The organism is Streptomyces sp. MCA2 (assembly GCF_023544705.1).
GTDB classification, from domain to species: domain Bacteria; phylum Actinomycetota; class Actinomycetes; order Streptomycetales; family Streptomycetaceae; genus Streptomyces; species Streptomyces decoyicus.
The window spans coordinates 47593-61620 of record NZ_JAMJFM010000038.1 but is presented as its reverse complement, the minus strand read 5'-3'; the positions used below and the strand labels follow the sequence as shown (position 1 = coordinate 61620).

General features: G+C 70.8%; 13 protein-coding genes. 6 read left to right on the top strand and 7 right to left on the bottom strand.

What is annotated here, in order from left to right; all coding sequences use genetic code 11:
- Positions 1 to 14 precede the first annotated feature (14 nt).
- Complete coding sequence (locus M8I34_RS27600) at positions 15 to 755, top strand: phosphatase PAP2 family protein (RefSeq protein WP_250053735.1); 741 nt, start codon at positions 15 to 17, stop codon at positions 753 to 755.
- Positions 752 to 1450: an HAD family hydrolase gene (locus tag M8I34_RS27595; protein ID WP_250053733.1), complete on the top strand. Its 699-nt coding sequence runs from the start codon at positions 752 to 754 to the stop codon at positions 1448 to 1450. Before M8I34_RS27600 ends, M8I34_RS27595 begins: the two co-directional genes overlap by 4 nt.
- A gap of 31 nt (positions 1451 to 1481) precedes the next feature.
- Here the strand turns inward: M8I34_RS27595 and M8I34_RS27590 are convergent, their stop codons facing one another.
- Both M8I34_RS27590 and M8I34_RS27585 read right to left on the bottom strand, forming a co-directional pair.
- Entirely contained in the window at positions 1482 to 1880 is a 399-nt protein-coding gene (locus M8I34_RS27590; protein WP_250053731.1) for a VOC family protein, read from the bottom strand.
- Between the two features lie 251 nt (positions 1881 to 2131).
- Positions 2132 to 4351 (bottom strand): NADP-dependent isocitrate dehydrogenase, encoded by a 2220-nt coding sequence (locus M8I34_RS27585; RefSeq protein ID WP_250053729.1) that lies wholly within the window; start codon positions 4349 to 4351, stop codon positions 2132 to 2134.
- A gap of 545 nt (positions 4352 to 4896) precedes the next feature.
- Here M8I34_RS27585 and M8I34_RS27580 point away from each other — a divergent pair.
- Positions 4897 to 5676, top strand: coding sequence for an SDR family oxidoreductase (locus M8I34_RS27580; protein WP_250053719.1), 780 nt, complete (start codon positions 4897 to 4899; stop codon positions 5674 to 5676).
- A 198-nt stretch (positions 5677 to 5874) separates the two neighbouring features.
- On the opposite strand, the gene M8I34_RS27575 is transcribed toward M8I34_RS27580, so the two are convergent.
- The 3 genes from M8I34_RS27575 to M8I34_RS27565 form a co-directional block, all read right to left on the bottom strand.
- The gene (locus M8I34_RS27575; RefSeq protein ID WP_250053717.1) at positions 5875 to 6423 is read right to left on the bottom strand and encodes a hypothetical protein; all 549 of its coding nucleotides are present in this window, start codon (positions 6421 to 6423) and stop codon (positions 5875 to 5877) included.
- A gap of 154 nt (positions 6424 to 6577) precedes the next feature.
- Positions 6578 to 7474, bottom strand: coding sequence for a DUF3761 domain-containing protein (locus M8I34_RS27570; RefSeq protein WP_250053715.1), 897 nt, complete (start codon positions 7472 to 7474; stop codon positions 6578 to 6580).
- Between the two features lie 195 nt (positions 7475 to 7669).
- A complete protein-coding gene (locus M8I34_RS27565; protein WP_250053705.1) occupies positions 7670 to 8254 on the bottom strand; it encodes a hypothetical protein in 585 nt (194 codons plus the stop codon).
- A 426-nt stretch (positions 8255 to 8680) separates the two neighbouring features.
- Between M8I34_RS27565 and M8I34_RS27560 the strand changes: the two genes are divergently transcribed.
- Both M8I34_RS27560 and M8I34_RS27555 read left to right on the top strand, forming a co-directional pair.
- Positions 8681 to 9973: a sensor histidine kinase gene (locus M8I34_RS27560; RefSeq protein ID WP_250053702.1), complete on the top strand. Its 1293-nt coding sequence runs from the start codon at positions 8681 to 8683 to the stop codon at positions 9971 to 9973.
- The gene (locus tag M8I34_RS27555; RefSeq protein WP_250053700.1) at positions 9970 to 10626 is read left to right on the top strand and encodes a response regulator transcription factor; all 657 of its coding nucleotides are present in this window, start codon (positions 9970 to 9972) and stop codon (positions 10624 to 10626) included. Before M8I34_RS27560 ends, M8I34_RS27555 begins: the two co-directional genes overlap by 4 nt.
- 43 nt (positions 10627 to 10669) lie before the next feature.
- On the opposite strand, the gene M8I34_RS27550 is transcribed toward M8I34_RS27555, so the two are convergent.
- Together M8I34_RS27550 and M8I34_RS27545 are read right to left on the bottom strand one after the other, a co-directional pair.
- On the bottom strand, positions 10670 to 11476 hold the full coding sequence (locus M8I34_RS27550; protein WP_250053698.1) for an ABC transporter permease: 807 nt from the start codon (positions 11474 to 11476) through the stop codon (positions 10670 to 10672).
- 41 nt (positions 11477 to 11517) lie between these two features.
- A complete protein-coding gene (locus tag M8I34_RS27545; RefSeq protein ID WP_250053791.1) occupies positions 11518 to 12435 on the bottom strand; it encodes an ABC transporter ATP-binding protein in 918 nt (305 codons plus the stop codon).
- A 629-nt stretch (positions 12436 to 13064) separates the two neighbouring features.
- Between M8I34_RS27545 and M8I34_RS27540 the strand changes: the two genes are divergently transcribed.
- Complete coding sequence (locus tag M8I34_RS27540; RefSeq protein WP_250053696.1) at positions 13065 to 14006, top strand: hypothetical protein; 942 nt, start codon at positions 13065 to 13067, stop codon at positions 14004 to 14006.
- Positions 14007 to 14028: the final 22 nt, after the last annotated feature.

Genomic DNA, 14028 nt, shown 5'->3' with positions numbered 1-14028 from the left:
GCGAGGATCGTTGTATGCCATCGACGCCGCTCCCCACCACCCGCACCACCGACGTGGACGCCGACAGCCACCGGGCATCCGCCCCTGTTCTCCCCGCCCTCCCCTGCACGCTGCTGTGCACTCTCCTCTTCGGCCTGCTGCTCACCCTCGTCGTGGTGCAGTGGGGCCCCTTGATGTCCCTGGACACCGCCCTCTCCGGGGCACTGCACCGGACGGCCGTCGCGGCGCCCGGCTGGACCCGCCTGAACCGGGTGCTCTCGGACTGGGTGTGGGACCCGTGGACGATGCGCGTGCTGCTCGCGGCGGCGGTCGTGGTGCTCGTACGGCGTGGTGAACGGCGGCTCGCCGTCTGGGTGGTGGCCACCGCGCTCGTCGGTACGGTGCTCCAGCAGGCGGTGAAGGCCCTGGTCGGCAGGGACCGCCCCGCCTGGCCGGATCCGGTGGCCTCCGCGGGCTACTTCGCGTTCCCTTCCGGGCATGCACTGACCGCGCTGGTCACGGGTGTCCTGGTCCTCTGGCTGCTGCGACTGGCCGGGGCGCGCCCGCTGTGGCGGTGGACGGCCCGGACGGTGATCGCGGTCTCGGTCGTCGGTGTCGGCTTCACCCGGGTGTACCTGGGCGTGCACTGGACCTCGGATGTCGTCGCCGGCTGGCTGCTGGGCGGGGCCCTGGTGACCGGGTCGGCGGCGGCGTACTCCGCGTACGTGTCCCGGCTGGATCCCGGCACCGCGCAGCGGGCAGGAGGGCGGTCATGACGGCTGTCGAGGGTGTGCTGTTCGACTTCTCCGGAACGTTGCTGCGTATCGAGTCCGCCGAGTCATGGCTGCGCGCGGCGCTGACCGCGTCCGGCACGGCCATGGACGAGGCCGAGATCGTCCGCTCGGCGGCCGCGCTGGAACGGGCCGGCGCGCTGCCCGGCGGCTCCTCGCCCGTCGAGATCCCCGCCGACCTGGCCGGTCTGTGGGAGATACGCGACCGCGACGCCCGCCACCACCGCGCGCTGTACACCGGCCTGGGCCGTCAAGTACCGCTGCCCGAGCCGGAGTTGTACGACGCGCTCTACGAACGCTCCAGGACGGCGGAGGCCTGGCAGCCCTACCCCGACGCCGCCGAGGTGCTGGCCCGGCTGCACCGGCGCGGCATCCGTATCGGCGTACTGAGCAACATCGGCTGGGATCTGCGGCCGGTGCTGCGCGCCCACGGCCTGGAGCGCTACGTGGACATCTGTGTGCTGTCCTACGAGCACGGCCTCCAGAAGCCGGATCCGCGGCTCTTCGCCCTCGCCTGCCGGGAGTTGGGGCTCGACCCGGCCGCCGTCCTGATGGTGGGCGACGACCGCACGGCGGACGGCGGCGCCACGGCGGTGGGCTGCTCCTTCCTGCACGTGGACCATCTGCCGGTGGACCGGCGCCCGGCCGGGCTGCGGCCGGTACTGGACCTCGTGGGCTGAGGGGTCCGGGCGCGGGCCGGACCGCGCCGGGTCAGACCGCGCCGCGCAGTTCCAGCCACTGCTGGAGCTCGACGATGTTTCCGTCGGGGTCCTTGAGGTGGGCGACCCGCATCCGGTCCGTCATCGGGGCCGGGCCGTTCACCAGGACGGCGCCGCGCCCGGTGAGCTGCGCGCAGTAGCCGTCGAGGTCGTCGACCCGCAGCACGACCAGGGACCGGTATCCGTCCGGCGCCGTCCCCAGCTCGCCGAGGACCTCGGCCATCCCGTCGCGCTCCTGTAGCGCGATGCCCGCCGAGCCGCTGTCGCAGCTGAACTTGGCGTACGGACCGTCCGGGGCCTCGAACTGCGGCTGGAGCCCGAGCACGTCCCGGTAGAAGCGGTAGCAGCCGCGGAAGTCCGTGACGAGCAGGCGGACTTGGGCGAGTTCCATCGATACCCCCGTGAGTGATCAACAGTGAGCCTACGGGTCGACGCTACCCCTCACCGGGCTCTGCCCCTCCCCCAGCCCCGCCACCCGCTGCCCACTGCCCACTGCCCACTGCCCAAAGCGTCGCGAAGTCGTCCGCGAGCAGCCCCGCCGCGGGGCGCGGGCAGCGGCACGGACCGTCGCTGCCCGCGAAAACGGAACCGCCCCGGCCGGCAGGCTGCCGGCCGGGGCGGAAGGACTCCGCGGCTATCGCCTCAGCTGAGGGTCTGGAGGGCCTGGTTGAGGGTCGTCGACGGCCGCATGACCGCCGAGGACTTCGCCACGGACGGCTGGAAGTAGCCGCCGATGTCGGCCGGCGAGCCCTGCACCGCGACCAGCTCGTCGACGATGGTCTGCTCCAGCTCGGCCAGCGTCTTGGCGAGTGCCGCGAACGCCTCCGCGAGCTGGGCGTCCTCGGTCTGCTTCGCCAGCTCCTGCGCCCAGTAGAGCGCGAGGTAGAAGTGGCTGCCGCGGTTGTCGATGCCGCCCAGCTTGCGGCTGGGCGACTTGTTCTCGTTCAGGAAGGTGCCGGTGGCGCGGTCGAGGGTGTCGGCGAGCACCTGGGCGCGCGCGTTGCCCGTCGTCTGCGCCAGGTGCTCGAAGCTGACCGCGAGCGCGAGGAACTCGCCCAGGCTGTCCCAGCGCAGGTAGTTCTCCTTGACCAGCTGCTGGACGTGCTTGGGCGCGGAGCCGCCGGCACCGGTCTCGAACAGCCCGCCGCCGTTCATCAGCGGGACGACCGAGAGCATCTTCGCGCTGGTGCCCAGCTCGAGGATCGGGAACAGGTCGGTCAGGTAGTCACGCAGCACGTTGCCGGTGACGGAGATGGTGTCCTCGCCACGGCGGATGCGGTCGAGGGAGAACTTGATCGCGTCGACCGGCGACATGATCTCGATCTGGAGGCCCTCGGTGTCGTGCTCGGGGAGGTAGGCCTTGACCTTCTCGATCAGCTGCGCGTCGTGCGCACGGCCCTCGTCCAGCCAGAACACCGCCGGGTCGCCGGTCGCGCGGGCGCGGGTGACGGCCAGCTTGACCCAGTCGCGGATCGGCAGGTCCTTGGTCTGGCACATACGGAAGATGTCACCGGCGCCGACGACCTGCTCCAGCACGGCGTTGCCGCTCTCGTCGAGGACCCGCACGGTGCCCGTGACCGGGATCTCGAAGGTCTTGTCGTGGCTGCCGTACTCCTCGGCCTTCTGCGCCATCAGGCCGACGTTCGGCACCGAACCCATCGTCGACGGGTCGTAGGCGCCGTTCGCGCGGCAGTCCTCGATGACCGCCTGGTAGATGCCCGCGTAGCTGCTGTCGGGCAGGACCGCGAGGGTGTCGGCCTCCCCGCCGTCCGGGCCCCACATGTGGCCGGAGGTGCGGATCATGGCCGGCATGGAGGCGTCGACGATGACATCGCTCGGCACGTGCAGGTTGGAGATGCCGCGGTCGGAGTCGACCATGGCGAGCTCCGGGCCCTCGGCGAGCTCGGCGTCGAAGGACGCCTTGATCTCGGCGCCGTCGGCCAGCGACTCGAGGCCCTTGTAGATGCCCCCGAGGCCGTCGTTCGGGGTCAGGCCGGCCGCCGCGAGGGACTCGCCGTACTGGGCGAACGTCTTCGGGAAGAAGGCGCGGACCACGTGGCCGAAGATGATCGGGTCGGAGACCTTCATCATCGTGGCCTTCAGGTGCACGGAGAACAGCACGCCCTCGGCCTTGGCACGGGCGACCTGCGCGGTGAGGAACTCGCGCAGCGCGGCCACCCGCATCACGGAGGCGTCGACGACCTCGCCGGCGAGGACCGGTACCGACTCACGCAGGACGGTGGTGGAGCCGTCGTCGCCCGACAGCTCGATGCGCAGCGAACCGTCCCGGTCGATGACCGCGGACTTCTCGGTGGAGCGGAAGTCGTCGACGCCCATGGTGGCGACGTTCGTCTTCGAGTCGCCCGTCCAGGCGCCCATGCGGTGCGGGTGCGCCTTGGCGTAGTTCTTCACCGACGCCGGCGCCCGGCGGTCGGAGTTGCCCTCGCGCAGGACGGGGTTGACGGCGCTGCCCTTGACCTTGTCGTAACGGGCGCGGATGTCCCGCTCCTCGTCGGTCTTCGGGTCGTCCGGGTAGTTGGGCAGTGCGTAGCCCTGCTCCTGAAGCTCGGCGACCGCGGCCTTGAGCTGCGGGATCGAGGCCGAGATGTTCGGCAGCTTGATGATGTTCGCGCCGGGCGTCTTGGCCAGCTGGCCGAGCTCGGCGAGGGCGTCCTCGATGCGCTGGCCCTCCTCCAGGCGCTCGGGGAAGCTCGCGATGATGCGCCCGGCCAGGGAGATGTCACGGGTCTCCACGCTGACGCCGGCCGTCGACGCGTATGCCTGGATCACAGGCAAGAACGAATACGTCGCCAGGGCCGGGGCCTCGTCAGTGTGGGTGTAGATGATGGTCGAGTCAGTCACCGGGTGCTCCGCTCCACGTCTGCAACATTGCTCGACATCAAGATATCTCGTGACCGGCTCCCTCTCGACAGGACCCCGCCCCCGACAAAAGCGGAGGAAGCGGTTCCGAACGGTTTCCACCGGTGAAATCCGGCTGCCCGTCCAGCGGGTCGGCCCCTCCGGGCCAGGTCCGCCCCCGGTCCGCTTCCGATCCGCTTCCGGCCTGCTCCCTGCCTGCTCCGAGCGCTTCGGGCAGGTGGCAGGCCGGGCCGCAGTGCACCGTCGACCGGTATCAGCCGGTCCGCGGCGCGATCTCGCCCCCGGCGGCTTCGTGACGCATGACATCCGCCGGCCTCGCGGCAGGTGACGGCCGTCCGCTTCGCAGCCGCCGGTGGCCGTCGGACGTCATGACCCGCGGTATCCGCCGGCGGGCGCCCGACAGGATTGCCGGGCGCCGGCACGGAGCATGATCGTCCCAGCGGACGCCCCGGGCCCGCCCGCAGCCCCACCCGCTCCCCACGGGCCCGGCCGCCGCGCACCGGCCGACACCAGGAGGACCGCCCACCGTGACCGCCACCCCATACCTCGACGCACTCTTCTCCCTCGCCGGGCGTACCGCCCTGGTCACCGGCGGCAGCTCCGGTATCGGCCGGGCCGTCGCCGGGGCACTGGGGCGCGCCGGAGCCGAGGTCGTGTTACTGGCCCGGAACGTGGGCCAACTGCGGTCCGCGGCGGCGGAGTTGCGGGCCGCGGGTGCGACCGCTCACTGGATCGACGCCGACCTCGGCGACCGGGACGCCCTGCACCGCGGCGCGGAGGAAATGGCACAGCGGCACGGCGAACCCGACATCCTCGTCCATGCCGCCGGGGTCAACCCCCGTCCGCCGATGGACGAGCTGACCACGCCCGACTGGGACCGCACGATGGCCGTCAACCTCGATGCGCCGTTTCTGCTCGGTCAGCGCTTCGGGCCCGGTATGGCCGACCGCGGCTGGGGGCGGATCATCCACATCGCCTCGCAGCAGTCGGTCCGGGCGTTCGGCAACAGCGGCGCGTACGGCGTGTCCAAGGCCGGGCTCACCGCGCTCACCCGTTCCCAGGCGGAGGCCTGGTCCCGGTACGGGGTGAGCGTCAACGCGATCGCCCCCGGCTTCGTCCGCACCCCGCTGAACGAGGCGGTCTTCGCCGACCCCGGGCGCACCGAGGCGATGGCGCGCCGGACGATGACCGGGCGCAACGGCGAGCTGGACGATTTCGCGGGCGCGGCGGTGTTTCTGGCCGGGCCGGGGGCGGCGTATGTGACGGGGCAGACGGTGTTCGTCGACGGTGGTTTCTCGGTGACCTGACCGCCGGGCGCGCCGCCGACGGGCAGACCGAACGGAGCGGCACGGGGGCTGAGGGTGCGGCCGTGCGGCCGACGGGGCAGGCCGAACCGGGCGCGGCACGGCGGCTGGGGGCGCGGCCGACGCGGCAAGCCGAACCGAGCGGCACGGGCGGCTGAGGGCGCGGCCGTAGGAGGCCGCGCCCTGGGCCGTGGCGGCCGGTCAGCGGACCTTCGTCCACTCCTTGCAGCCATTGGTCTCGAACGTCTCCCCCTTGTTGACGGTGACGCGGGCCGGGCCCTGGGGGGTGCCGTTGGCGATGATGCTGTCCACTTCCCCGCTGGAGTCCTTGGCGCGCGCCCAGTAGCACAGCGGGACATCGGACGCGGCGGGGCCGCCGGTCCGGTAGGTGCCGGCGACGATGTCCTCCCCCACGAGGTAGCTGCCCTGGCCGACCGTGGCGTCCGGAGCCGTGGGCGCCTCCGCCCGCTCCACGGGCTTCGCGCCGCTCTTCGCGTTCTCCGCCCTGGCCTTGGCCGTCTTGGCGGTGACGGTGACCGTGACAGTGGGGCCGGGCTTCGCCGCGGTCTTCTTGCCGTCGTCGTCGCCGCTTCCGACCGCGGCCCCGAGCCCGAAGACGATGCCCGCGCACACCACACCCACCGCGATCTTGAGTGCGGCGTGATTCTTCTTCGGCGGCTCGGCGGCCTGCGGCGGCGCGAACGGGTGGGGCGGCTGACCGGACGGGGCGGGCTGCTGCGGGTGCGACATGAACAATCCCCCTGACATCTGTGATGGTGTGGTGATGACCGCCCAACGCCGTTGAAGGTTGTACGGCTATGTGCCCTCGCGTGCCGCGGCACCCCTTATTTCCTGTCGGTCCCGTGCCGGGTCACTTCCCGCCGGTCCCGTGCCGGGCGGTTGGTCAGGCCGGAAGGCTCCTCAGCCAGACGGCGACCCCGTGGTGATGGCTGCATGTGCCCCGCCGGTGCGCGCTGTAGCTGTACGTGCCGTCGTTGCAGCGCGCGGAGGCACCTGCCGGGGCCTGCGGCTGCTCTTCGCCACCGCTCGCGGAACCGCCGCTGCCCTCGGAGCCTGTCCCGCCGGAGGAGCTGGCACTCCCGGAGGAACCGGAACTCCCGGAGGAACTGGAACCCCCGGAGGAGCTGGAACTCCCGGAGGAGCCGCTCCCGTCCGCAGCGGAACCGCCGGAGGAGTCGCCCTCGCCCACGCCCGAACCGCCGGAGGTGGCGGAACTGCCGGTCCCGGTCGGTTCGTCCGTGGGCTCGGCCCCGTCGTCATCGCCCGTGGCCTCTGCCCCATCAGGATCGTCGCAGCTCTCATCGGTCTTCACGACGGCGAACGTCAGGGTTTTGGTCTCTTGCATGACGGACCCGGCGGCCGGCTCCTGTTCGCAGACCTGCCAACTGCGGTCCCATACCTGCATGCGTTCCCGCATGGACAGATCCCGGCTCTTGAGCAGGTAGATGCCCGCACGCTGTGCCGCGTCCTGCGCTTCTTGCAGGTTCTGGCCGGTGTAGTCCGGCACCGTGATGGCGTCGCCCTCGCTGCCGGACGCATCGGACTCACCGTCGGACGCATCGGATTCGCTCTCGGATGCATCGGACTCGCTGTCGGACGCGTCGGACTCGCCGTCAGACACATCGGAGACGGACGTGCTGGCGGACGACTTCGTTTCGTCGTCGCCGTTCATCAGGTTGACGCACCCGCCGACGAGCAGCACGAAGACCGCAATGACCGCGCAGCCGAGCCTGGCGTTCTTCTTGTCCTCCGGCGACGTCGACCCCTGGTTTCCCGTCATACGGCCCCCTGCCTTGCGACTGCACACTCCCCTGCGTGCATGGCCCTGCCCACGGTCGCGAACCGCCGCCCGGCTGAGACCGGAGAGACAAGTGGTGTGAGCGTGAAGAGAGGTAAGCGCGAAGCCGATCTCCTGCCGGACGACGAGGCCCCGCCGCTCGTCGGACGCGACGGGGCTCCCTGCCGCTTCAGGCCCTCAGAAGTTGCCGTTGGAGAGGATCTCGCCCTTGGCGTCGTAGATGGTGACCAGGCCGTTCTTGGATTGCTTCCAGTCGGCGAAGACGGAGGCGATCAGCTTGCCCTCGCTCTGGTGGGGGCCCACCATCCCGCCGGTGAAGTCGGTGTAGATGTCGACCGAGTCGAGGATGTCGTTCTGCTCTTCGGCGCCTTGGACTTTGGTGACGTGCCCGATGGCGGCCTTCTCGTTGGCGCTTCCGTTTTTCGCGACGAAGGCCTTGAACTGGTCGACCGGTGACGTGTGGGCCGCCTTGGGCTTCTCTTTCGGCTCGGCCTCGGCCGGCTCGGCGTCGCCGTGCGCCTTCCCCTTCGCCGGTGCGGTGGCGGCCTTGCCGGGCTTGCCGGCCTGGGGTTCGGCGTCGCCGCCACCCACGGCGGCGGCGATGATCCCGATCAGGACGAGCACACCGAAGGCTCCGCCGCATCCGATGCCGACCTTCGCGGCGGCGCTCTTCTTCTTCGGCGGTGGCGGCGCATACACGCCGGCCGGCATCGGCGGCTGCTGTCCAGGCTGGTCCGGATACTGCTGATTCATCTGATTCATCACGATCCCCCCAAGGTGTCTGGAACCGGGAGAGTAGCGAGTGATTGAACATCGAAATAGATGAAGTGAAGAACCTGTGATGATGTCGTGACCGAAAGGGGTGGACCAGACACGGTGCGCGAAGGGAGCGAAGGGCGGCTCGGCGGCGCGACCGCAGTCGACAGCAGGGTTGCCTTCACCTCACGCCGGGGCGGCGAGGCGCGAAGGCGCCACTCCCCGTACCGGCTCCGTACCGCACCGCAGCCCTACCGTCCGGTACGCCGATCGACCGATGCCTCGATGGCCGGATTGCTGCATGCTGGTCCAACTGACCGAACAATTGGTTGAATTAAGAAACATCAGCACGGGCGACCAGGCAGAAACGGGCAGGGCACGGCCCCCCACCGCCGGTGAAGACCCCTCACACCGCTGGAGGATGGAGCCGCCATGCGACTTCGCGACGCCATACGGGCCGAGCGGCAGGTTCCAGGACCCCCTCCGGCCCCGCCGTCCCCGCCCGCGAGCGCACACCACTCCCCGCCCGCCGACGGGCGCCGGTGGCGCCGCACGCCCCTCCCCGCACGGCCGCTGTGGTGGGAGAACCGCCGGGGCATGGTCTTCGACGTCCTGGTCGCGCTGGGCTGCGCGCTGTTCCCCACTGTCCTCGTGGACGTCCAGGGGCAGTACCCGCTCGGGCTTCCCGCGCCGGCCTACTTCACGCTGGCGGTCCTGACCGGGCTGGCAGTGGTGGTGCGGCGGCGTTGGCCGACGTGTCTGTGCGTGGCCGTGATCCTGGCCCTTCCTGCCGAGGTCTGCTTCCCGGCGCTCACCGTCTGCCTGTACTCCCTGGCGAAATACGGTCGCAGCCGACGCACCCTGGCTGCGGTGTCCACGGTGGCGACCGTCGCCACCGGCACCTACCTGCTCCTCACCTACCAGCGCGCGCTCACCGTCGAGGACCTGGTGTCCGGCATACCGCTCCTGGGCCTTCTGCTGGTGGTGCCGGTCCTGGCCGGCCTGTACGGGAGGGCGCGGCGCACGGTGGTGGAGAACCTGCGCGAGCGGGCCGAACGGCTGGAACGCGAGCAGCGCCTGCTGGCCTCGCAGACCCGCATGGAAGAACGGGCCCGGATCGCGCGGGAGATGCACGATGTGGTCGCCCACCGGGTGAGCCTCATGGTCATTCACTCCGGAGCCCTGGAAGTCACCCCGGCGGACCGCGATCACACCACCCAGGCCCGGCTCATCGGCGAGATCGGCCGGCAGGCGCTGGACGAGCTGCGTCAGGTACTGGGCGTACTCCGCGTCGACGAGAGCGAGAAGGCGGCGCCCCGCGCCCCGCAGCCGACCCTGAACGACCTGTCCAGGCTGGTCGACCAGTCGCGCGCCGCGGGTATGCGGATCGAACTGACCACGTCCGGCCCCTCCCGGCCGCTGGACGCGACGGCCGAGCGCACCGCGTACCGGCTGGTCCAGGAAGCGCTGACCAACGCACACAAACATGCCGGAACCGCCGCCACCCTCGTCCGGCTGCGGTACGTGCCCGACGAGCTGCACCTCACCGTGGACAATGAGGTGCCCAGCGCCCCGTCGACCGCGCGTCTGCCCAGTGGTGGCCACGGCCTGGTCGGCCTCCGTGAGCGCGTCACCGTCCTGGGCGGGACCTTCGAGGCCGGCCCGAGACCGGACGGCGGGTTCCGGGTCTCGGCCGTGATACCCACGAGGGAAGAAGCACCATGAGCATTCGCGTCCTGCTTGCCGACGACGAGGACCTGGTCCGGTCCGGCTTGAGCATGATCCTGGAGGCCGACCCCGGCATCAGCATGGTGGCCGAGGCCGGCAACGGGGTGGAGGCCGTGCACCTGGCCCGCCTGCACCGGCCCGATGTGGTGTTGATGGACATCCGTATGCCGGTCATGGACGGGCTGGCCGCGACCGTGGAGATCAACCGGTTGCCCGCCCCGCCCAAGGTGGTGGTCCTCACCACCTTCGATCTCGACGAGTATGTGCATGCGGCCCTGGAGGCCGGCGCGATGGGGTTCCTGCTCAAGAACACCCCGCCCCGCGACCTCGCCCGCGCGGTCCGGACCGTCCACGACGGGGATGCCATGCTGGCCCCTTCGGTGACCCGCCGGCTGATCTCCAACTTCTCCGCCCGCGGCACATCGAGGGCCAACGACGCACGGCGCCGCACGTCCGTCCTGACCGAACGCGAGGGCGAGGTGCTGCGCCTGGTCGGCGAGGGCATGTCCAACGCCGAGATCGGTGCCCGCCTGCACATGAGCGAGTCCACCGTGAAGACCCATATGAGCCGGCTTCTCGCCAAGCTCGAGTGCACCAATCGCGTCCAGGCCGCGATCCTTGCCCACGATGCCGGCCTCCTCGCGGCGTAGCGTGGGGCGTTGCCCGCGATGCCCGACGCCTCGCGGAGTGGCGTCAGGCGTCGCGCTTGTCCAGCAGATACAGGGCGCCCGCCATCGCGGCTGCCGCCCAAGCGCACAGCACCCCGAAACCGGCCCATGGGCCGAGGCCGCCCAGCATCGGACCGGGCTGCATGATCGCCCAGCCGGCGCTGCCGGGCACGAGGCTGCCGGGCAGGAAGTGCCCGAGGCCGCTGAGCACCGGGGCGGCCGCGAGCGTCGGCACCACGAAGAGGAGCGTGAACATCACGACGATGCCGCCGACCGTGCTCCGGAGCATGGCGCCGACCGCCAACCCGAGCACGGCCAACGCACTCAGGTAGAGCCCGCCGCCGAGCACCGCCCGGACGACTGACGGATCGGTGACCGAGCCGGCGACAGCGGGTGCGGAAGAGTACTCGACGGCGAAGCAGACGATGCTCAGCAGCACTCCGGTGACCAGCACCAGCGCGGCCGTGACCAGGGCCTTGGCCATCAGCCACGGCCCGCGCCGCGGTACGGCCGTCAGCGAGGTGCGGATCGTGCCGGTGCTGTACTCGCTGCCGATGGTCGTCACCGCGAGGACCACGACGGCGAGCTGGCCCACCCCGAAGCCGATATGACTGTTGATCACCATCTGGGCGATGGGCTGGGGGCCTTCCTTGTCGATGACCGTGGCCATGATGACGCTGATACCGACGGCCACCGCCGCGGTGGCGAGCAGGCAGCACACGGTGGCACGGACGGTGCGGAGCTTGGCCCACTCGGACCGGAGCAGCTGAGGGAAGACGGGGCCGGGATAAGGGGCGGACCGGTGCTCGGTCGCGGGGATGGTCAGGGACATGGGGCTACCTCCTGGGTCGGGATATGGCTGCGGCGCGAATCTCAGGCCGGTGGCAACGAGTCGGCGCGGTACTCCACGCTGTCCTCGGTGAGCCGCATGAACGCCGTCTCCAGCGAAACGCGCTGCCGCGACAGCTCGTGCAGCGCGGCCCCGCACGCCGCGGCGGCCGCCGATACCTGCACCGGATCCAGGCCGGTGACCAGGAGCGCGCCTTCGTCGTCCGCGGTGACCTCCCCGCCCGCCTCCCGAAGTCTTCCGGCCAGCTGAATGGCCTGCGGGGAGCGGACCTTGACCATCTCCCGTGCACCGCCCGCGAGGAAATCCCGCACCGCGGTGTCGGCAATCAGCCTGCCCCGGCCGATCACGACGAGATGGTCGGCCGTCACCTCCATCTCGCTCATCAGGTGACTGGACACGAACACCGTGCGGCCCTCCGCGGCGAGCCCCCGCATGAGATTGCGGATCCAGCGCACGCCCTCGGGATCGAGGCCGTTGACCGGCTCGTCGAAGAGCAGCACCTGCGGATCGCCGAGAAGAGCGGCGGCGATCCCGAGCCGCTGTCCCATCCCCAGCGAGAAACCGCCCACCCGCTTGTGCGCCGCCTTCGCGAGGCCGGCGATCTCCAGGACCTCCGCCACCCGCCTGCGGCCGATCCCGTTGCTGTACGCAAGGCCCAGCAGATGCCCGTACGCCGTGCGGCCGGGATGGACGGCCTTGGCATCGAGCACGGCGCCGACCTCGTTCATGGGGTGGCGCAGCTGGTGGAAGGGCTTGCCGTTGACCAGCGCACTGCCTGCTCCGGGGCGGTCCAGGCCCAGGAACATCCGCATGGTCGTGGACTTGCCCGCCCCGTTCGGGCCCAGGAAACCGGTCACCCGGCCGGCATGCACGGTGAAGGACAGCTCGTCCACCGCCGGCTTCCCGCCAAAGCGTTTGGTCAGCCCCCTGGCCTCCAACATCCCGACGCTCATGAACACACTCCGTTCCCGCACCACTGCGCTGGACTTCTCCGTCCCCAGCACCGTAGGAACGCGGCACCGCCCGGCGGATCGCCGGAAAGGCCGGACTCCGCCGCCCGATCGTCCCGAGGCGCGACCCGCCCGCTGCGACTTTCGACGGACCACCGGGTACGCCGGCCGAGGGACACCACCCCGGGGGGCGCCCGGCCACCATCCCCCGCGCCGAACCCGTTACCGCGCCCGCGGCGCCGGCTGCGCCCCCTCGACACGAAGACGCCCAAAGCGGTCAAATCACCCTACGGCGCGGTCGGCCGGGCCCCGGAGGGGAGTGCGCACACCCCCCACCCGCCCCCCTAAGAAGCAATCGCACGAGCTTTATCAGCGAAGGAATGTGCGCCACCGTGCGTCAGTGAATAGTCTTCTTTCTCAAGTCAGCACTTCATGAACGAAGTTGATAGTCAGCTTGCGCAACTCATGCATCCCCACGTACAGGAGATTCCGGTGATTGCCCCTCAAGGTCGCATCGGGCTTTCGCCTGGGCACGAGAAGGCACCACAGCACGGACCGGATCGCCTGGCGCACGGCGAGGTACTGCTTCCCCCGCCCGAGAAGACTGTGACGGGACGGCCGTGAGACGCCAACCGGCCTTCGACCGGCATCCGGCGCGGGACGACTCCCGGTTGCGCGCAGTGGTGGAGGACGCCGCGATGGGCAGATGGGAAGGCGCGCGCGAACTGCTGGCCGCGACCGGTGCCGACTGGGACCGCCGTATCTTCCGTCTCCAGGTGCTCGCCCGCACCGGGGCACGGCTCACCTTCGCCGACACCTGGGCACAGGCCGAACCCCGTTCCCCGCACGCCCTGGCCCTGCTCGCCACCGTCCAGGCCCTGCGCTCGATGGCTCTCCCACGGGGGCAGGGCAGCGGCTCGGAGATGGAGGAGGCCTGGCAGAGCTGCCATGCCGCCGGTGATGCCCTGCCGGCCGATCCGACACCGTACGTCGTCATGCTCGCCCTGCTGCGCTACCACTCCCCCGACCGCGACCGGCAGTGGCGGGAGACCATGCAGAGCGTGTGGCAGGAGGTCGAGGAACGCGACCCGTGGAACAGGGAGGCGCACCACGAGCTCCTCACCTACATGTTCCCCGACTGGCACGGCGTGGCGGGCGAGATGTTCCACTGGGCGCAGGAACGGTGCGCCCATGTCCCCCGGGGGATGCCGCTGCACGTCCTGCCGCTGGTCGCGCTCGCCGAGTCGCACCGTACGCGGATGAAGAAGGAGGGCCACCGCTACGGCCTGACGGTCCATCCGTGGACGGACAACCCGTCGACCCAGCAGGCGTGGGTGAACTGGTGGACGTACCGGGCGCCTTCCATGCCGCACGCCGCCTTCCACGATGACGCCAACTACCTGGTCCACGCGATGTCCTTCGCCAATCAGCACCGGGCGGCGGCCGAGGTGTTCGACGCCATCGGCCCGTACGCCACGGATGTGCCATGGAGCTACTGCGGAGACGCTCAGCAGCTCTTCACCCGTCATCGGAAGTGGGTGGTCAAGGGGTCCGCACCGTAGCGCCGCCCCGACGCCGAGCAGA